Origin of the sequence: Pantoea sp. Taur (assembly GCF_009830025.1) — a bacterium.
Classification (GTDB): domain Bacteria; phylum Pseudomonadota; class Gammaproteobacteria; order Enterobacterales; family Enterobacteriaceae; genus Pantoea; species Pantoea communis.
In genome coordinates, this window is the sequence record NZ_SZZZ01000001.1 from 202,929 (window position 1) to 221,237 (window position 18,309).

The following is an 18,309-nucleotide window of genomic DNA, read 5'->3' on the forward strand; positions in this document are numbered from 1 at the left end:
AAACTCTGCCGCGAGGGATTAGCCAAACGGCTCTTCGCGTGCCAGCAAGCGTGCTATCACGTTAAGCGCACCTTCGTCGTTATTGCTGTCGGTTTTATAACGCGCAACAGCGGCCACGGGCGCGGCTGCATTGGCCATCGAAAAGCTGTAACACGCCTGACGCAGCATTTCGAGGTCGTTGGCGCTGTCGCCAATGGCCAGCACTTCGCAATCGTCGATGCCCCATTTTTCCTGCAGCAGCGCAATGCCGTGCGCTTTGTGGCAGCCAGGAATGATCAGATCGACAAAACCAAAGCCGCTGGAGACCGGATGCATAATGTTTTCAATCGCGCCCAGTTCTTTGTGCAGACGATCCATCAGGGCATCCACCCCTTCGTGGGCCAGATTCAACGAAAACTTAAAGATGGTGTCATCGATATCGTAGAGGTTGTCGCGCTTTTCCAGCCGATGATAGTGATTCGCCAGCATCGCAATCACTTCCTCCGGCATTGAGGTGTGCACATAAGCGCCATTGCGACCGCACACCACGGTGCTGATATCCGGCTCTTTAGCCAGAATATCCAAAATTTGATGGACGCGTTCTGGTGCCAGTTCGCCGCAGAAGATCTCTTCATTGCTGTCTGACACCCAGGCACCGTTCTCGGCGACAAAGGCGATTTCATCTTTGATATCCGGGAAGTAGCGTTGTAACTGGTAATATTGATTGCCACTGGCGACCACAAAACGAACGCCTTTCTCTTTCAACAAGGCGTACTGGCGCGCGAATCGTTGAGCGTTGTACTGTTTGTTGTCATCGAGAAAAGTCCCATCCATATCCACCGCAATCATTTTTACTGCCATCTTACTCTCCCGTATCGTTTGACCAGCATTCCATCCAGCTGTGAAAAGGTTTTCATAGAGCTTACTCGCGGTGTGGATTAATGAGAATGGTAATAATGAGATTGTTAACCGCTTTCAGAGATTTCCAGTGCCATCTTTTACTGCAAATCCGCCCCTTTTTCCCTGATCCAGACACAGAACATCTCTGCCATGTCCTTTGCGTAGTCGAGAATCTCCGCCTCAGTGCGCGGCGTTTCGGAAAAATGCTTGCCCACGTTACCCAATGTGCTGTTGATCAGGTCCGCAGCGCGCAGACGTTGTTTCTCTTCCAACTGGGGCAATAACTCATACAGGAAGTCACTCATCACGTTTTCACCCGCCGCGCGCGCGGCTGCCACTTCCGGTGCATCACGGTATAACGGCGCTGCATCGTTAAGTGCGGTACGCATTGCCGCTTCTTCACACTCTGAGTGCAAGAAAGCGAGCGTGAGTTGGTGCAGACGTTCACCCGCAGGCACATCTCGATTGCGCAGGATTGATCCCAACAGATCGCCGGTGCGTTGCCACTCCTCGCTCTGTAATCGAAAGAGGATAGCCGCTTTATTGGGAAAGTATTGATACAGCGATCCAATACTGACACCCGCCCGTTCCGCCACGCGTGCGGTGGTAAACCGCGTGGCGCCTTCCTGCTCTAAAACCTGAGTAGCCGCTTGCAATATTGCGGAAACCAGCTCGCTGGATCGCGCTTGTTGCGGCTTTTTTCTCTCTGAAATCTTAGCGTTACGGCGTTCAGCCATCTGATGCTCCTGAACACGAATAGTGAAATGCGAATGATTCATCGTATTCTGTTCGCACAGATTAATCTACGGAGAATCATCATGACGACCTTAACTTCCGCGCCATTGGCGCCGCTGCTTAACTACCTGTTCGAACTGGCCGACAATATGGCGCATCCGACCAATGAAGCCTTCCGCGTGATGTCCGATGAAGAGCAAAATCGCCTGTTGCAGAGCAAAACAGATTATCTCGAACTCTATGGTCATCTGAAAAATGTGCCACTGGCGGTGTCGCGTGAGACCGGCAAGTTGCTGTACATGCTGGCACGCAGCAGCAAGGCGCAGTCGATAGTGGAGTTTGGCACCTCCTTTGGGATCTCGACACTGCATCTGGCCGCAGCGGTGCGTGATAACGGCGGCGGAAAGATCATCACCAGTGAATTTGAGCCGGGAAAGGTGGCGCTGGCGCGCAATCATTTTGCCGATGCGGGCGTAAGTGATTTGATTGAAGTGCGCGTGGGTGACGCGCTGCATACGTTGAGCCGCGACCTGCCTGCTGCCATCGATATGCTGGTGCTGGATGGCGCCAAGGCAATTTACCCTGAGATACTGGCGCTGGTTGAACCACATTTGCGCCCTGGTGCGCTGATCGTCGCCGATGATGCCGATTTCAGCCCCGAATATCTCGAACATGTGCACAGCGGGCGTGGCTATCTGTCGCTGCCGTTTAACGACGGCGTTGAAGTGTCAATGTGGCTAGGACGTTCACAGTAATCAGCACCCAGAGCCTGCGCTCTGGGTGGCTGTCATTTTCGGTACTGCGCTTCAGCCCGCTCCTGCTTAATCTTCGCATCAATGGAGAGTTCCGCCGTGGGTCGCAGCAGCAAACGCGCCAGGCCTATCGGATCGCCCGTCTCACGACAATAGCCATATTCACCATGATGAATACGCTGCATGGCGGCATCAATTTTTGGCAGCAGGCGGCTTTCGCGATCAATCTGACGAAACAATAAGCGTAACTCCTCTTCGCGTATCGCTTTGTCCGCTTCATCCCCTTGCTGTTCACTGCGTTGCAGCTGCGTTTTCAGGTAGTCGATATGTTCGAGCAGTTCCTGCCGCTCAAAACGCAATAAGCGCAAAAAATACTCACTCTGGTGAGGATTCATATACTCTTCTGGCGGCATACTGAGAAGGTTTTGCTGCTCGGCTGCTGTGGGTTTGGTCATATTGAAATTCCTTAACAGCTTCGTGTTAATGTTATATCGTCACATTTCAAATCATTCATTGAGGTTGCTGCGATGAAGACCACTGTTCCTCTGTTGCTTATCGCCATAGCATCGGCTAAAGCGGGTGCCTTTCAGGCAAAGATTGATACGTTAAAACTGGCGCAAAAACCGGATACCGCAGTGGCCAACGTCGATTTGACGCAGCCTCTGGCGACGGCGGAAGTGCATGCGGCGCTGTTAAAGCCCGTATCCGGCTGCCAGTGTCCGTTCTGTACGCAAATGCGCGCGTTAGCTGGCTAATTCAGGCCGATACACGCGCAACTCGCTGCGGCCAGGGATCGGCAAATTCGCCGCCACTTTGCCACCATGCAAGCTCCTCTTCATTGAGAAAGCAGCGTTTCAGGGCGACGGTAAAGGCTTTCACTTCATCCGGTTCACCAATCACCGTTAAACTGCAGCGCCGATCGCCAAATCGCCCCGGCATTTTTGCCACTGCCTGTTCGACCGCCGCACGCTCCTCTGCCGTCAGCGGACTATCACGATGATTCAGAATTCCCGCTTTCCAGTAACTGATAAATTCCAGACTGATGCTGCCCGTGGCCTGATTCCACAACAGCGCTAGATCATCGCGCGTCGGCAACCAGAAAAAGCCTTTACTGCGATAGATGCCCGCGCCCATAAAGTGGTGGCAGGTATCCCACAATCGCTGCGGATGGAATGGACGATCGTCGTGAATCACTTCGGAAGTCATTTGCCACGCACCGGGTTCAATGGCATCCACCTCATCCGCTAATTCTTCAATTAACTGCGCGACTCGCCCGAAATCGTAGGGCTGCATCGCCATGAGTTCACTCAGAGAGAGGTTTCCCCGCGATACCGCCATCACTGCCACATAGGGATTGAGCGGATGAATGGCCTGGGCAATGCGGGTAATGCTGGAAGACGGCAGCCGATCATTTTTGGTGAGCAGCAGATGGCTGCAAAACATAATTTGTTCTGCCAGCAGATTCTCAATGCGCCGCTCGTGACGAGTCAGATTGGCCTGCAAACGAGGAATCAGCGCTTCGCCCTGCTGGTAATCATCATTCAGCATCACGCTGTCGACCAGCGATAAGAATCCATTGAGTTGCACTTCGGCATGGTCGCGGAAATAACGCACCAGCGGCAACGGATGGCTGCTGCCAGAGGTTTCCAGCAGGATCAGATCCGGACGATGTGCGTTGAGCATCGACTCAAGTGCGGCATCGAGTTTTTCGATACCCGTTCGGCTGCTGATGCTGTCGGCTGAGAGCGTGATGAAATTATGTTTACTGGCGTTGACGATTTCAGTATTGGCAATCAGCACGCCATCAACGTCCAGTTCGCTCATATCATTGACGATGACGCAGACTGCAAGTTGCTGTTTGTGTGCCTGAACCAACAGACTTTTTAAAAGCGTTGTTTTGCCTGCACCAAGAAAACCGTTGAGAATGGTGAGGGGGATTTTTTGCATCGTGACCTCTTGCTGCCGCACTTTGCGGCGTGGGTTTGCCATCCATGGCGTCATGCCGTTCCGTAAAACCAGGTTCTGCCAAAGTACCCGCAGGGGAACTGCGCTTCGCTCAGGCAGAAATGTGTAGCCGGGCGCTCAGTTCATTGCACCGTCAACGATCTGCCTGGTTCCTCGCGTTTATCTTCCTCAGTGAAACCAGGGTTCAAACGGGTCCGGATATTCGGCCCAGTTTTCCGGGCCCTGCGCCATCTCTTCGTCAGTCAGCAGCGCATGTTCCAGCTGGTTGCGCAGACGGGCTTCATCCATCTCAATACCAATAAAAACGATTTCCTGACGCGCATCGCCAGTGCCCTCGACCCAGTTCTGCATGATGTATTCCAGCGTCTCGGGATCTTCCGGCCAGCGCTCTTTCGGCGCACTGGCCCACCACATGCCTGCTAAGCCCTGACGCGTCATGCCACCGGCCTGTGACCAGGAACCGGCATAATGAGGACGACTGGCGAGCCAGAAGAAGCCCTTAGACCGCACCACGCCTTTGAAATCGCCTTCAATGACGCTAGCGAAGCGGGTGGGATGGAAAGGACGACGCGCGCGGAACACAAAGTTGCGGATGCCATACTCTTCGGTTTCTGGCGTATGTGAACCGCGCAGTTCTTGCAACCAGCCGGGGGCTTGTGAGGCCGCATCAAAATCAAATAATCCGGTATTCAGCACTTCATTCAGTGCAACCTTGCCAAACTCCGAGGTCACCACACGTGCGCGTGGGTTGAGAGAATGCAATATCGCCAGCAAACGGGCTTTTTCTGCTTCATCAATCAGATCGGTTTTGTTCAGAATCAGCACGTCGCAGAACTCAATCTGATCCACCAGCAGATCCACCACCGTGCGTTCATCTTCTTCACCCAGCGATTCACCACGCGATTTGATGCTCTCGTTGGATTCGTAATCGCGCAGGAAATTGAAGCCGTCCACGACGGTCACCATGGTGTCGAGCGCAGCGACTTCCGACAAACTCTGTCCGTCTTCATCGGCAAAGGTAAAGGTCTCCGCCACCGGAAGCGGCTCGGAAATACCGGTAGATTCGATCACCAGGTTATCGAAACGGCCATCTTTTGCGAGGCGATCGACCTCCAGCAGCAGATCTTCACGCAGCGTGCAGCAGATGCAGCCGTTGCTCATCTCGACTAACTTCTCATCGGTGCGCGACAACTCCGCCCCGCCCTCACGCACCAGAGCGGCATCGATATTCACTTCCGACATATCGTTGACGATCACCGCCACGCGGCGACCTTCGCGATTGTTAAGAATATGGTTAAGCAGCGTGGTTTTGCCCGCGCCGAGAAAGCCGGAGAGGACAGTAACCGGCAACTTTTTAAAATTCGGGGATAATGATGACATTGCAACTCCTTCAACATGACAAGTGCAGGTGCGGTGACATGCCACACCAAACGTTATAATTGATATGTTATAACATAACAATTTCGGTTGTCATTGCGTCGAAGAAAGATTGTTGTTTAAGGCAAATAAAAAGCGGGCCGTTTCGGCCCGCTATGCATTACTTGTTATCGGGATAGCTTAGATCGATCGCTTCATCCGGTAACTTAGTGAATTCTTTCACGATGGTGCGGAAGTCGGCGTTAGGCGTCAAATCGGCAAACTGTTGCGGATAAAGGTCTTTTGCCAAAATTTCCATCCCCACGATGTTGTAAGGGTGGTTATAGAAATGATGGTACACGCCATAAACACGGCCATTTTTCACCGGCTCGATCTGTGCCAGACCGGTACGTTTCAACAGTGTCTGGAAAGTGGCATTCACCTCTTTCGGCTGCACGCCGTAGCCGAATGGCAGCACGTTGGTGTTAGGACGCTTTGAACCGGTCATGATGTAAACATCCGGTTTCATCGCAATAATTTTTTCCAGCGCGATAAAGCCCACGTTGCCCGGCAACAGCTCGGAACCAATATTCTTACCGCCTACGGCTTCGACTAATCCGCCCCAGCCATTGTGACTGTGAGTGAAGCAGCAGTTATCGCTGTTACCGGCAATCGGCTCGATAAACACAGTTGGTTTGTTCTTCACCTCAGCGACGCCTTTGGTGATGCGATCAAACCTCTGCTGATAGAAATCGGTATAGGCCTTAGCCTGGCTCTCACGGTTCAACACTTTACCTAACAGCGTGACGCTGGGTGCCGTGTTTTGCGCGGGGTGCAGTTCATAATCCACAAACACCACGGGAATATGCAGATTATTCAGCGTACTCAATACACCTGACTGTTGCAGCGCCGGTTTCGCGCGCAGTTGGGCAATCATCATGTCGGGCTTTTGCGCCAGCACGCTTTCTAGATTGACCTGGCCCTGGTCGCTGAAGCCCATATCGACAATTTTGGTCGCTTCGGGCCATTTGCCTTTCAGCAGATCCCAGGTTTGGGTGTCTTGTTTTTTCGGCAGGTTATTCCACGCCACCACACGCTTGAACGGGTCATCACGATCCAGCAGCGCCAGCGTCAAAATATCGCGGCCATCCTGCAGGATAATGTGTTGCGGTTCTTTAGTGATGGTTTGCGTGTTGCCGTCCATATCGGTGACGGTTAACGGGTAAGTGGTAGCCGAAGCCGCCGTGGAAGCCAGTAATCCCATTGCCAGTAGCAGGCGCGTTTTCATCCTAAAACTCCGTGGTAAAAAGAATAGTTATTATTATCAATTACCTTAACACAACCTTAAGGGCCGAAAATAAACGCCAGGACAATGGGTTGTAACCGAGTGTTAATGTTGAGTGATGAAGGTTGGATGGCAGATGGCAGATGGCAGATGGCAGATGGCAGATGGATTATCCATTCCCTGCCGGCAGCCCGCAAGCCGCCGCAGCAGGGAAATGCGCGTCAGGTGAAATCGGACAGCTTCTGCCCGGAGGTAATCAACTCCTGCAACAGCATCTGCCGACGCTCTTGCGGCGTATCACGGCTGACCATAAAGCAGATCGCCGCCACCGCCTGGCCGCTGCGTGAGCGAATCGGCGCGGCCATACAGCAGGTAAAGCTTTCGGAGAGCCCTTCCGTCATGCAATAACCCAGCTTACCGGCATGGTGGATTTCATCGAGAAACGCCTGCTTATCGAGAATCTGCCCGCTGGCGAGACGGTAATCTTCTTCTGGAATCAAATCGAGGATCGCGCTATCAGACCAGTTGCTGAGTAGCAAGCGGCCAGTCGCGGTCCAGGTAATGGGCACGCGTACGCCGATATCTGAGGTGATCTTGAAGGGGTGCGCGTTGCTGCTCTCGGACAGCACCACCGTGTACTTGTTGCCCTCCAGCATACAAAGCTGCACAGTTTCGCCATGGCGCGCCACAATCTCGACCATCAACTGATGCGCGCGCCGAATCAGATCGTTGTGCGCCATGTAATCCGCACCGTAATAGTGCATCTCGCGACCGAAAAACACCGCACCATCTGCATCTAATTCCACCAGCCCGGCTTCACTGAGCAAACTGACCAACTCATAAACGCTGGATCGGGGTGCGCCAGTGGCATCGATCAAATCGCGCATCGCCATCGGCTGACGGGCAATATGCAACTGACGGAAAATATCAATAACCCGGTCAACACCGCGCGCCCGTGACGGTTTTTCATCCGGCATACGCTTACTCCCCTGTTGCATTGGTGCGATTGGAATACATGAAAAAAGAAAAGCATCATACACCCCAACGCAACAATTACCCATCCCCGTAAAAATAAAAATTAGTCACTGACGTTATATTATGGCGATCTATTTTGGGGCCTCATTTTGGCGCAACGATTTTTTGCTGACATTAAAAATGTTCGACGAAGGTCACATTCTTATTAAACGAACAACTCCGCAGTAAATTTATTTTGCGATCCCGACTACATCACAAAAAATTAAATAGCCGATCACATATTGCAAAAGCAAATCCACTGTGCAAATCTTGCCCTATCCGGTATTGCAGATTTGAGTCTGATATACCGGACAGACTAACAACTCCAGAAATGAGGCAATTTGCATGACGATAAAACGTTATGGCATTGAAGGCGGGACCGGCACTGGTGGGCAAATGTTGCCCTTCGCCCGTGCGGTAGAGGCCGATGGCTGGCTGTATATCTCAGGCCAGACGCCGATGCGCGACGGTGAAGTGGTGGAAGGCGGTATCATTGAACAGACCCAGTTAGCATTTGATAACTGCCTGACCATCATGCGCGAGGCAGGTTATCGCGTGGAAGATGTGGTACACGTCACAGCCGTGCTGACCGACGCACGCTACTTCAGTTCCTTTAATAAAGTATTCAGTGAGATATTCAGTGGAAACCCACCGGCTCGCATTTGCAGCGTGCAGGATTTAGTGGTCGACTGCAAAGTGGAAGTGGATATGAAATGCTTCCGCGCCGATCGTAAATAATCATTACGGTTAAAACAGGCTGACGATTTTTTATTTTCTTCGCCCACACCAGGACAGCCTGTTATTAATTGATGCTTTTCATTTTGCTGTGAAATATCGGTGTTACGCCGACTCATAACCATTTTATAGAGAGCATAAAATGAACACAACATCGCTTAAATTCGGCGCCGCTGCGCTGGCGTTACTGGTTTTAGCTGGCTGCACACCCACCGAAAAAAAAAGAGAGGCTGGCGCCGCACCGCAATCGGCCCTGCAGAACGTACTGCAACGCGGCACGCTGCGTGTCGGTGACTGCCTGAGCTTTGCCCCCTTTGGTTTTTATGACAAAGACGGCAACCCGGATGGTTATGACGTTGATTTGGCTAAAGCACTGGCCAAGGAGATGGGCGTGAAACTGGAGATGGTGAATACCACCAGCGCCAACCGTATTCCTAACCTGCAAACCAATAAAGTCGATGTGGTGTTCTGTAACTTCACACGCAATCTTGAACGCGCCAAAGAGATCGGCTTCACCAACCCGTATGTGGTGGCCAGTGAGGCAATGCTGGTGCGCAAAAACAGTGGCATTCAATCTGCGCATGATATGGCAGGCAAAACCATCGCCACGGTGAAGGGTTCAACCAATGGGGATGAAGTCCGTAACCTCGGTATTGATGTGAAAATTCAGGAATACGACTCATCGCAAGCCGCGATCCTCGCCGTGAAGCAAGGTCAGGCCGATGCGATGATCGAAGACAACAACTTCCTCGCCTATCAGGCCAAGCTCGATCCGACGTTAACCGTGACCAACGAAGCGCTGGTACCACTGGAATATAACGCCTTCGGTGTGAAACAGGGGGATCAGGTGTGGACCAACTATCTGAATGAATTCCTGTTTGAGATTAATGCATCGGGTGAAAACGCCCAGCTGTATCAGAAATGGTTCGGTAGCAAGCCACGTTACCCGCTGAATCCGCAATATTGATTGATGTGCGGCGCGGCAGTTGATGCCGCGCCGTTCGAAGGAGTCAAACCATGAGTTATCAATGGCTAACCCTCTGGCGCTATGCCGACACCTTTCTTGAGGCCGCATGGCTGACACTGCAGGTGACATTGCTGGCCTTCGTGCTGGCGGTAGCATTGGGTTTATTGTCGGCATTAGCGAAATCATCGCCTGTTGCTCCCCTGCGCTGGATCAGTCACTGCTACGTCGAGTTTATTCGCAACACGCCGGTGCTGCTGCAAATTTTCATCATCTTCTTTGGCCTGCCCTCGCTGGGCATCACCATGAGTGCCTTTACCGCCGGGGTGCTGGCGCTGGGCATCAACGTTGGCGCTTACTTGTCTGAAACCTTTCGTGCCGGGATTCAATCGGTGCCAAAAGGTCAGCTCGAAGCCGCTTATATTCTCGGCATCCCGCGTAGGCAAATCTTTCTCAGCGTGGTGCTGCCGCAGGCGGCACGCGCCGTATGGCCGGCGATCATCAACAACCTGATTCAGTTGCTGCTCGGTACTTCGCTGCTTTCTGCGATTGCCCTGCCAGAACTGACCGGCACCGCCACGGTGATCAACGCCCGCACTCTGCTGTATATCCAGACCTTTAGCGTGGTCGCGCTGGTCTATCTGGTGCTGAGCAATCTGTTCTCCTGGCTGGGCACGGTGGCAGGACGGCGCATGTTCCACCCGCCGCTGGTGACCCCGGTAAAAAAGTCCGCCTGGTGGTGGGCAAAAAAATGGCTGACTAATCCAGTGAAACAGGAGAATGCGCTATGAGCGAGCTTATCATCAGCTCTTTCCCCATCCTGCTGAAAGGACTGGGTATCACGCTGTTGCTGTCCATCGCCGCCATTATCGGCAGCACGTTACTGGGCTTACTGGCGGCCGTGTTGCGCACCAGCCGATTGCCGGTCGCCAAACAGATCGCCGTACTCTATACCGAGCTGTTTCGCGGTACGCCGGTGCTGATCACGCTGATGTTCATCTACTTCGGCGTGGCCTACTTCGGTTATGAGATCAATCTGTTTGCCGCCGGGATCCTCGGTTTGAGCATCTATCAAGGTGCCTATATCGCCGAAGTGTTCCGCGCCGGGATTGAAGCGGTACCGAAAGGACAGTGGGAAGTGTCCTGGATTCTCGGGCTTTCCAAACGTCAAACCTTCATGAGCGTGGTATTGCCCCAAACCCGTGGCATCGTGTTGCCGCCGCTGGCCGGTCAGTATCTTTCGCTGATTAAAGACACCTCGATCGTCAGCATGATCGGCATGTCCGAACTGATGCATCAGGGCCAGGCGATTGTCGATCGCATCGGCCAACCGGTGGTGATTTACGGCCTGGTTGCCCTGCTCTACTTCGCCATTTGCTTCCCGCTTTCACGTTGGGTTCAACATCATCAAACCAGGAGCCAGATATCATGAGCCAATCTGCGATTACGCTGAGCCGCATTACTAAATCCTTTGGCTCCACTCAGGTGCTGAAAGAGATCAGCCTGGATGTTTCACCCGGCGAAGTGCTGGTGTTAATTGGTGCATCCGGCTCAGGAAAAAGCACTGTGCTGCGCATCATGAGCGGCTTAGAAACCGCTGATGGCGGCGAAATATGGGTCAACAAAGTGCCATTGCACGACCGTAAGCGCAGCAGCGAAATTTGCGGCCATGTCGGCATGGTGTTCCAGCAGTTCAACCTGTTCCCGCACAAAACCGCGCTGGGTAACGTCACCCTGGCGCTGATTAAAGCGCAAAAACTGTCGGAAGCGGAAGCCAACAAACGCGGTATGGCAGCGCTGACTCGCGTTGGGCTGGCGGAACGCGCGCATCACTATCCGGCACAGCTTTCCGGTGGTCAGCAGCAGCGCGTCGCCATTGCGCGCGCGCTGGCGGTGGAACCGAAGATCATGTTCTTTGATGAAGCCACCTCCGCACTTGACCCGGAGCTGGTTGGCGAGGTGATGGAAGTGATGCGCAGCCTGGCACGTGAAGGCATGACCATGGTGGTGGTGACGCACGAAATGGGCTTTGCCCGTAAAACGGCCGATCGCGTGGTGTTTATGGATCAAGGCGTTATCGCTGAGCAGGGTTCGCCGGAGCAAATCTTTGTTAATCCGCAGAACCCGCGCACTCAACAATTCTTATCGCGCGTGCTTGAGCACTAACAGGAGCCACTATGTCGATTCGTTTTCCACTGCAGGCAGACGGTTTGCTGGATGCCCAACAACCTGCGCCACGGTTTAAATCGGTAGCGGGAGCTGGCGATCAACCGTTAACGCCTGGCAGCAATGTGTTTACCAGTGATGAAGTGTTCTCACCGTTGATGGTGATGAAGCAGTCAGCGCTGGAGAACAACCTCCACCAGCTTGCCGCTTTCTGCCGGGAAAATGGCATCATGCTGGCGGCACACGGTAAGACCTCTATGTCGCCCGCGATCTTGCGCCGCGCTATCAGCGAAGGTGGCGCGTGGGGATTAGGTGCCGCCACGCCTGCACAGGTGCGTGCGCTGCGTCAGTTTGGCATCCGCAATGTGTTTCTCGCCAATCAGCTGGTCGATCCGGCGGGCATTCGCTGGATTGGCCAATGGCAGCAGCAGCATCCCGACCACGGTTTCCTCTGCTATGTGGATTCACTGCAGGGCGTAAAATTGCTGGAGCAGCATCTCGGCGATACACAGATTTCTGTGCTGCTGGAGATGTCGGTGAGTGGCGGTCGCACTGGCTGCCGTTCACAACCGGAAGCAATCAAGATTGCCGAAGCGATTAAAGACAGCCCTTCACTGCAGCTGGTGGGCGTGGCCGGTTATGAAGGTGCGCTGGGGGCGGGTCGCGATGAAGCCGGTATTCAGCGCGTGAAAGCGTATTGTCAGATGATGATCAGCACCGCTGCACTGCTGGCAGATCATCAACTCTTCAGCAGCGATCACATCATCCTCAGCGCTGGCGGTGGCGCCTGGTTTGACGTGGTGACCGAATGCTTTACTGCCGCGACGTTACCGCTGCCGATGACACCCTTGATTCGATCCGGTGCCTATATGGCGCATGATAGCGGCTTGTATGCGCGCATTGCACCCTTCGCGCAACCGGGTTCGAGCCATCACTTCGATGCAGCGCTGGAGATTTGGGGGCGGGTATTGTCTCGTCCTGAGCCAGGATTGGCTTTTGTCGATTTTGGTCGGCGTGATGTGCCGTTCGACCAGGATCTGCCCAATCCATTGTGGATCCGCAACGCAGATGGCAGTGAACCGCGCGCGGCAACCCATCTGCGTATCAGTGACGTCAACGATCAACATGCGTATCTGCTGCTGCCCGATGATGAAACGTTGCAGCCGGGTGATTGGGTAGGATGCGGTATCTCTCATCCCTGCACCGCTTTTGATAAATGGCGCTATCTGCCACTGGTGGACGACGATTATTGCGTCACAGATTCACTGGAAACAGCATTCTGACCACAAAAAAGGCTGCCAACGTATTGGCAGCCAGTTCTGGCACATCCCTGTACGACCATGTGGGGTCAGACGTTGTGCCTTCAATGCATAGATAATAACACAAATTATAATTAGCAGGCTAGTTATTTTACTGCCAAAGCCAGTTGCACCGCGTCTTCTGCGTGAATTAATGTGGTATCAAACAGCGGTACGCTGGCGTCTTCAGGCTTCACCAACAAGGTAATTTCAGTGCAGCCGAGAATAATCGCTTCGGCACCCTGTTCCACCAGTTCAGCAATCACTTCGCGATAACGCGCTCGCGACTCTTCACGAATAATGCCAAGGCACAACTCCTGATAAATGATGTCGTGTACCGTTTTCCGACCCGGCGCATCCGGCACCAGCACATCAATGCCAGACTGCGCCAGGCGACCTTTGTAGAATTCCTGCTCCATGGTGAACGCCGTAGCCAGAAGGCCCACGCGTTTTACGCCCGCAGCCTGAATACGCTGCGCAGTCGCGTCGGCGATATGCAGCAGCGGGATATCCACCGCATCGGTGATCTGATCTGCGACTTTGTGCATGGTGTTGGTACAGAGCATGATAAAATCCGCCCCGCCCTTTTCCAGACTGCGCGCGGCTTCTGCCAGAATCTCGCCGGCTCGCTGCCATTCACCCGCCACTTGCAGCTTCTCAATTTCCTGAAAGTCGACGCTGTACATCAGGCTGCGAGCTGAGTGCAATCCGCCAAGTTGCTGCTTCACCTGTTCATTGATGATGCGGTAGTAGAGCGCCGTCGATTCCCAACTCATTCCACCGATCAAACCGATCATCTTCATCTGCGATTTTCCTTTATCAAGCCTGTTCAGCACTGTACGGGATTTGTCAGTCTGGTGCATGCCCCCAGCTTAAATACAGGGTTTGCGGCACACTTATGCGCGATCAACCTCAAGTGACGCGTTTTCCGGCCAGCGCGCTGAGGGAAACAGCGATAAGCGGATATTGAACAGATGGAACATCGGGGAAAACAACGCCTGTTCCTGTAATGTTCGCGCTTCTAAACCCAGCAGCAGGCGATTAAGTTCATGCAACAACGCCGAATGGGGCTGTGTCTGCAGGGATTTCAGCCTGCGTTTGAGGAACACACTCAGCTCATGGAACATCGCCGCACTCTCAATGCCATTCTCGGTCAGCAGCGCTTTGTGCCGCGTGTAATAGTCGTAACAGTTGGCACCAAGCCAGGCCTCGGCAATCAGATTGCCGCCGGAAACCAGATCGGGCGAGGGATCGACGCGCTTACGTGGCAAGATAATGTTGACCTTATCCAGCGTACGCGCCACAAATTGCTGGCGCGCCGTCATCGTTACCGTGTTGAGACGCAGCGCAGCGATAAACTGCAGCAAATCGCGAATCCCTTTACGCACCGCGCGTTTCGCCGTCCACGATGGACGCTTGTTGCGAATAAGCAATGTCAGCACCAGGGCGATGACAATGCCCACCAGCGTCGAAATCATGGCGTTCACTATAAGCAGAAGATCAGGCTTGAAATGGTGGCTCATGCCAATCAGCCCCGGAATCTGCGTGGCGACAATCAGGCCAATCAAATTGGTTGCCGGGTTGGCAATCACCAATCCCAGCGCAAATAATCCGGGCGCAAGGCAGATGATCATCGCTTCAAACGTTACCGCTTGTGGTATCAACACGGTGACGTAGAGCAGACTGATCGCCATTGAGATCAATACGCCCTTCAGGAATAGCTTCATCGGCGCGATAGGACTGTCCAGCCCGGCAAAGAATGAGCAGAGTACCGCCGCCATCATCGGCGCAGTCGAGCCATCTTTCCAGCCGCTGCCGATCCAGAACAAGCAGGTGGCGAAAGTGGCCAGAAACGCAGTAAAGCAGGAAAGCAACAGCAAACCTTTATCAACATGCTTATGCGCACGCACGGTTTTTCCCGGCTTGACGGTCGGTGTCCACTCACTCACGCGCTCGCTGACGCTGTGATAGGCATTAGCGATACGCACAAAATTCAGCAGGCGCTCCAGCAATCCAATTAGTAAAATACTCTCTTCACTGTTGAGCCGCCCTTCCTGCCAGGCCTGCTTCAACTGCGCCTGTGCAACGGTCAAAACATCGTGAATCTGAACCTGATCATCGCCGTTCAGCCATAACAAAAACTGCTGGAACGCCTCTGCAACATAGTTCGGAAAACGGATTTCCTGCTGCGCCAGCAAATTAAGCCGCGACTCAATCGCTGTCAGCGTTGGAATCAAATAGGAGAGATGTTGATACTGCACGCTGACCAACCGCACCAGACGTCGCGCGGCATCGCCTTCATATACACAGTGTGTAATCAGGGTTTCGACGTTGAGAGGATAGTTCGCCATCTGCACCAGAATATCTTCTCGTTCCACCGATTTATCAGCTGGCATCACCGTGACTAACTCGCTGCACAGCTTGCGCGCATTCTGGTACCACAGGCTGACGCTTTGCTCCAACAGACTGCGCATCGACACCGGCATGATTAAGCGGTGCACCAGGCTGCTGCAGATGATCGCCACCGTGATCTCTTCAATACGCGAAATCATCGTGTAGGTGATGGCCGAGGGTGACGTGACGTCGGGAAAGCCCATGATCGCCGCACTGTAACCGGCGAGCATAAACACATAGCTTTTTGGCGTGCGGTCATGCAGTGACAGATAGAGACATACCGCCACCCATAAAGAGATGCACAGGCTGAACAGCATCGGTGACTCTACCGTAGTGGGATAGATTAGCAGCGTAAACAGCCCACCCAGCAAGGTGCCGAAAAAGCGAAACACCGATTTCGATACGGTCGAACCCGAATAGAGTTGGGAGGCAACGTACACTGTAGTCAGTGACCAGGCCGGTTTATCGAGATTGAGTTCCAGAGCAATGTAAAAAGCCAGAAAGGCGGCAAGACAAGTTTTGGCAGAAAACAGCACTGCGCTTTGTGAAAACCACTTCATAGAGCGAAAGAAACCCATAGCAGGCAACGTAAGTGCCTATCCTGACAGAAGCATATCGATATGACATTTTGATTTGTTATACAAATTATTACCGTGCTAATTATCTGGGCATCTATGCAAATTGAGATGACATGCTGATTACAGTGAATGATCTTGATCACAAAAAATTAAGTTATAAGCGATCGAAATTAGTTATTTATTGGTTATATAAGCGCTTTGCTATGGTGAGAAAAAATCCACGAGAGACTCATCATGCAAACAAAAATTCCTGTTCTGAGCGCGTTGGCGCTTAGCTTTGGCCTGCTTTCTGCGCACGCTTTTGCTGCTAACCCAGAAACCGTGACCATTGGCTATCAGAAAGCCAACATTTTTGCGCTACTAAAGTATCGCGGCACGCTGGATGAAACCTTCAAAAAGGAAGGCATCAATGTCCGTTGGGTGGAATTCCCGGCCGGGCCGCAAATGCTGGAAGGGTTAAACGTGGGCAGTATCGATTTAGCCGCCACCGGCGATGCCCCACCCGCTTTTGCGCAGGCTGCCAAAGCGGATTTGATTTACCTCGGTCACTCCCCTGCTAACCCCAAAACCGAAGCCATCGTGGTACCTAAAGATTCGCCGATCAAAAGCGTGGCGGATTTGAAAGGTAAGCGCGTTGGATTGAACAAGGGTTCTGACGTGAATTATTTGCTGGTGAAAGCGCTGGAAGATGCCGGACTGAATTATAAGGACGTGAAACCCGTTTACCTGCCACCAGCTGATGCGCGCGCCGCCTTCCAGAAAGGCGCGATTGATGCGTGGGTGATTTGGGATCCGTTCCTCGCCGAAGTGGAAGCGAATGCCGATGCGCGTGAAATCCGCAATGCGGAAGGTTTGGTGCCGCACTACACCTTCTATCTCGCCAGCCGTCCGTTTGCCGAAGGCCATCCTGACACCGCGAAACAGGTGGTGGATGAATTGAGCAAATTGAGTGACTGGGCGAACGCCAATCAGGATGAGGCTGCCGCGATTCTGTCCAAATCGACCGGGTTAGATAAGGCAATCTGGCAGACGACGTTGAAACGCCTGCCGTATGGCGCTACGCGTATGACGCCGCAGGTGTTCGATGAACAGCAGGCGCTAGCGGATACCTTCACCCGTGTTGGATTGTTGCCGGTGAAAGTGGATGTGCGCAGTGCGACCTGGTCACTGGATAAGCAGTGACCAGATAGTGTGCGGCCTTGCGGCCGCACACTGTTAAACAGTGATAAACACTCTGCCCAAACGACCACGCGTTTCTGCTCGTTGATGCGCTTCAACCACCTTTTCCAGCGGGAAAGTACTATCGATAGGCACGATCAGTTCGCCTTTCGCCGCCATCACCATCAGTTCATTCACCAAATCGCGGGCAATCTGTTTTTCAGCCCATTCTGGTCCCAGCAAGCATCCGATCAACGTAATACGGTGCAACAGCAGATATTCCGCATCGACCATCTGATTACGTCCAGCGAGAATGCCGATCAGAACCGCCGACCCGCCGTCTTTTAATACTTCAATGCCATCTGACAATGCTGCGCCGCCGATGGTATCGATCAGCAAATCCACTTTATTGCCGCCCAGCAATTCCCGCACCTGCTCGCCAGCCTGCTTGTCACCCACCACAATGGCGTCATTGAGGCCAAATTCACGTAATTTTTCCAGTGATTCGGGACGCGTACCGGTTCCGATCACCCGGGCACCCATGCGGGATGCCAGTTGGACGGCAGCCATGCCCACCCCGCCCGCCGCGCCGAGAATGAGTACGGTTTGGCCTGGCTGCAGCTGACCTAAATGAAACGCCCATGCAGCGGTGCCTGGCCCCACCGGAATGGCGGCAGCAATGCGCGCATCCAGGCCATCTGGAACAGGAAAACAGTTATAGGCAGCGACAGCGCGACGTTCTGCATAGGCACCTCGCCAGTTAAACGTTGCCACTTTCTGACCGATCTTAAATCCCGTCACGTTTGAACCGATGGCAAGAATGGTTCCTGCCGCCGCATAGCCAAGTGACTCGCCCGCTTGTAAGTGCTGACTATTGCGCGAAATGATATCGCCACCCTCAACACTGATGGCTTCCACCGCCACCAGCAGCTCATCCTGAGTAATCGAAGGTTCAACGACATCCACCAGTTGTAAAACCTCTGGACCTCCTGGTTGGGGGTAAGTGACTGCTTTCATCTCTGCTCTCCAC

At 53.3% G+C, this 18,309-nt stretch carries 19 protein-coding genes; 9 read left to right on the plus strand and 10 right to left on the minus strand.

Translation table 11 applies throughout. The features are described from left to right. Nucleotides 1–18 precede the first annotated feature (18 nt). Together FD744_RS00910 and FD744_RS00915 are read right to left on the minus strand one after the other, a co-directional pair. The gene (locus FD744_RS00910; protein ID WP_045815508.1) at nucleotides 19–840 is read right to left on the minus strand and encodes a Cof-type HAD-IIB family hydrolase; all 822 of its coding nucleotides are present in this window, start codon (nucleotides 838–840) and stop codon (nucleotides 19–21) included. A 137-nt stretch (nucleotides 841–977) separates the two neighbouring features. Beyond that, nucleotides 978–1,616, minus strand: a complete 639-nt coding sequence (locus FD744_RS00915; protein ID WP_160866935.1) for a TetR family transcriptional regulator — start codon at nucleotides 1,614–1,616, stop codon at nucleotides 978–980. A gap of 81 nt (nucleotides 1,617–1,697) precedes the next feature. On the opposite strand from FD744_RS00915, the gene FD744_RS00920 reads away from it, so the two are divergent. Next, a complete protein-coding gene (locus tag FD744_RS00920; protein ID WP_160866936.1) occupies nucleotides 1,698–2,369 on the plus strand; it encodes an O-methyltransferase in 672 nt (223 codons plus the stop codon). 32 nt (nucleotides 2,370–2,401) lie between these two features. On the opposite strand, the gene dksA is transcribed toward FD744_RS00920, so the two are convergent. Beyond that, nucleotides 2,402–2,821 carry an RNA polymerase-binding protein DksA gene (dksA, locus tag FD744_RS00925; RefSeq protein ID WP_160866937.1) on the minus strand — a complete coding sequence of 140 codons (420 nt, stop codon included), beginning with the start codon at nucleotides 2,819–2,821 and terminating at the stop codon, nucleotides 2,402–2,404. A gap of 72 nt (nucleotides 2,822–2,893) precedes the next feature. On the opposite strand from dksA, the gene FD744_RS00930 reads away from it, so the two are divergent. Then, entirely contained in the window at nucleotides 2,894–3,121 is a 228-nt protein-coding gene (locus FD744_RS00930; RefSeq protein ID WP_034822387.1) for a hypothetical protein, read from the plus strand. A 1-nt stretch (nucleotide 3,122) separates the two neighbouring features. On the opposite strand, the gene FD744_RS00935 is transcribed toward FD744_RS00930, so the two are convergent. The 4 genes from FD744_RS00935 to FD744_RS00950 form a co-directional block, all read right to left on the minus strand. Continuing rightward, nucleotides 3,123–4,313, minus strand: coding sequence for a GTP-binding protein (locus FD744_RS00935; protein ID WP_160867182.1), 1,191 nt, complete (start codon nucleotides 4,311–4,313; stop codon nucleotides 3,123–3,125). 186 nt (nucleotides 4,314–4,499) lie between these two features. Beyond that, a complete protein-coding gene (gene zigA, locus FD744_RS00940) occupies nucleotides 4,500–5,711 on the minus strand; it encodes a zinc metallochaperone GTPase ZigA (protein WP_160866938.1) in 1,212 nt (403 codons plus the stop codon). A 157-nt stretch (nucleotides 5,712–5,868) separates the two neighbouring features. After that, a complete protein-coding gene (locus FD744_RS00945) occupies nucleotides 5,869–6,975 on the minus strand; it encodes an ABC transporter substrate-binding protein (RefSeq protein WP_160866939.1) in 1,107 nt (368 codons plus the stop codon). A 218-nt stretch (nucleotides 6,976–7,193) separates the two neighbouring features. After that, nucleotides 7,194–7,949 (minus strand): IclR family transcriptional regulator, encoded by a 756-nt coding sequence (locus tag FD744_RS00950; protein ID WP_160866940.1) that lies wholly within the window; start codon nucleotides 7,947–7,949, stop codon nucleotides 7,194–7,196. A gap of 382 nt (nucleotides 7,950–8,331) precedes the next feature. Here FD744_RS00950 and FD744_RS00955 point away from each other — a divergent pair, with 382 nt between their 5' ends. The 6 genes from FD744_RS00955 (at nucleotide 8,332) to FD744_RS00980 (ending at nucleotide 13,134) form a co-directional block, all read left to right on the plus strand. Then, nucleotides 8,332–8,724, plus strand: coding sequence for a RidA family protein (locus FD744_RS00955; protein WP_058960439.1), 393 nt, complete (start codon nucleotides 8,332–8,334; stop codon nucleotides 8,722–8,724). 139 nt (nucleotides 8,725–8,863) lie between these two features. Continuing rightward, entirely contained in the window at nucleotides 8,864–9,688 is an 825-nt protein-coding gene (locus FD744_RS00960; RefSeq protein WP_160866941.1) for a transporter substrate-binding domain-containing protein, read from the plus strand. A 50-nt stretch (nucleotides 9,689–9,738) separates the two neighbouring features. Next, complete coding sequence (locus FD744_RS00965) at nucleotides 9,739–10,476, plus strand: amino acid ABC transporter permease (RefSeq protein WP_045833600.1); 738 nt, start codon at nucleotides 9,739–9,741, stop codon at nucleotides 10,474–10,476. Further along, nucleotides 10,473–11,117, plus strand: a complete 645-nt coding sequence (locus FD744_RS00970) for an amino acid ABC transporter permease (protein ID WP_045815500.1) — start codon at nucleotides 10,473–10,475, stop codon at nucleotides 11,115–11,117. Before FD744_RS00965 ends, FD744_RS00970 begins: the two co-directional genes overlap by 4 nt. Next, the gene (locus FD744_RS00975; protein WP_034822369.1) at nucleotides 11,114–11,851 is read left to right on the plus strand and encodes an amino acid ABC transporter ATP-binding protein; all 738 of its coding nucleotides are present in this window, start codon (nucleotides 11,114–11,116) and stop codon (nucleotides 11,849–11,851) included. The genes FD744_RS00970 and FD744_RS00975 overlap by 4 nt, the downstream gene beginning before the upstream one ends. Nucleotides 11,852–11,862: 11 nt before the next feature. After that, nucleotides 11,863–13,134 (plus strand): alanine racemase, encoded by a 1,272-nt coding sequence (locus tag FD744_RS00980; protein WP_160866942.1) that lies wholly within the window; start codon nucleotides 11,863–11,865, stop codon nucleotides 13,132–13,134. Nucleotides 13,135–13,256: 122 nt separating this feature from the next. On the opposite strand, the gene FD744_RS00985 is transcribed toward FD744_RS00980, so the two are convergent. Then, a complete protein-coding gene (locus FD744_RS00985) occupies nucleotides 13,257–13,952 on the minus strand; it encodes an aspartate/glutamate racemase family protein (protein ID WP_160866943.1) in 696 nt (231 codons plus the stop codon). 93 nt (nucleotides 13,953–14,045) lie between these two features. Continuing rightward, nucleotides 14,046–16,103 carry an FUSC family protein gene (locus tag FD744_RS00990; RefSeq protein WP_160866944.1) on the minus strand — a complete coding sequence of 686 codons (2,058 nt, stop codon included), beginning with the start codon at nucleotides 16,101–16,103 and terminating at the stop codon, nucleotides 14,046–14,048. 252 nt (nucleotides 16,104–16,355) lie between these two features. On the opposite strand from FD744_RS00990, the gene FD744_RS00995 reads away from it, so the two are divergent. Then, nucleotides 16,356–17,303: a sulfonate ABC transporter substrate-binding protein gene (locus FD744_RS00995; protein ID WP_160866945.1), complete on the plus strand. Its 948-nt coding sequence runs from the start codon at nucleotides 16,356–16,358 to the stop codon at nucleotides 17,301–17,303. 33 nt (nucleotides 17,304–17,336) lie between these two features. On the opposite strand, the gene FD744_RS01000 is transcribed toward FD744_RS00995, so the two are convergent. Then, a complete protein-coding gene (locus FD744_RS01000) occupies nucleotides 17,337–18,296 on the minus strand; it encodes a zinc-binding alcohol dehydrogenase family protein (protein WP_160866946.1) in 960 nt (319 codons plus the stop codon). Nucleotides 18,297–18,309: the final 13 nt, after the last annotated feature.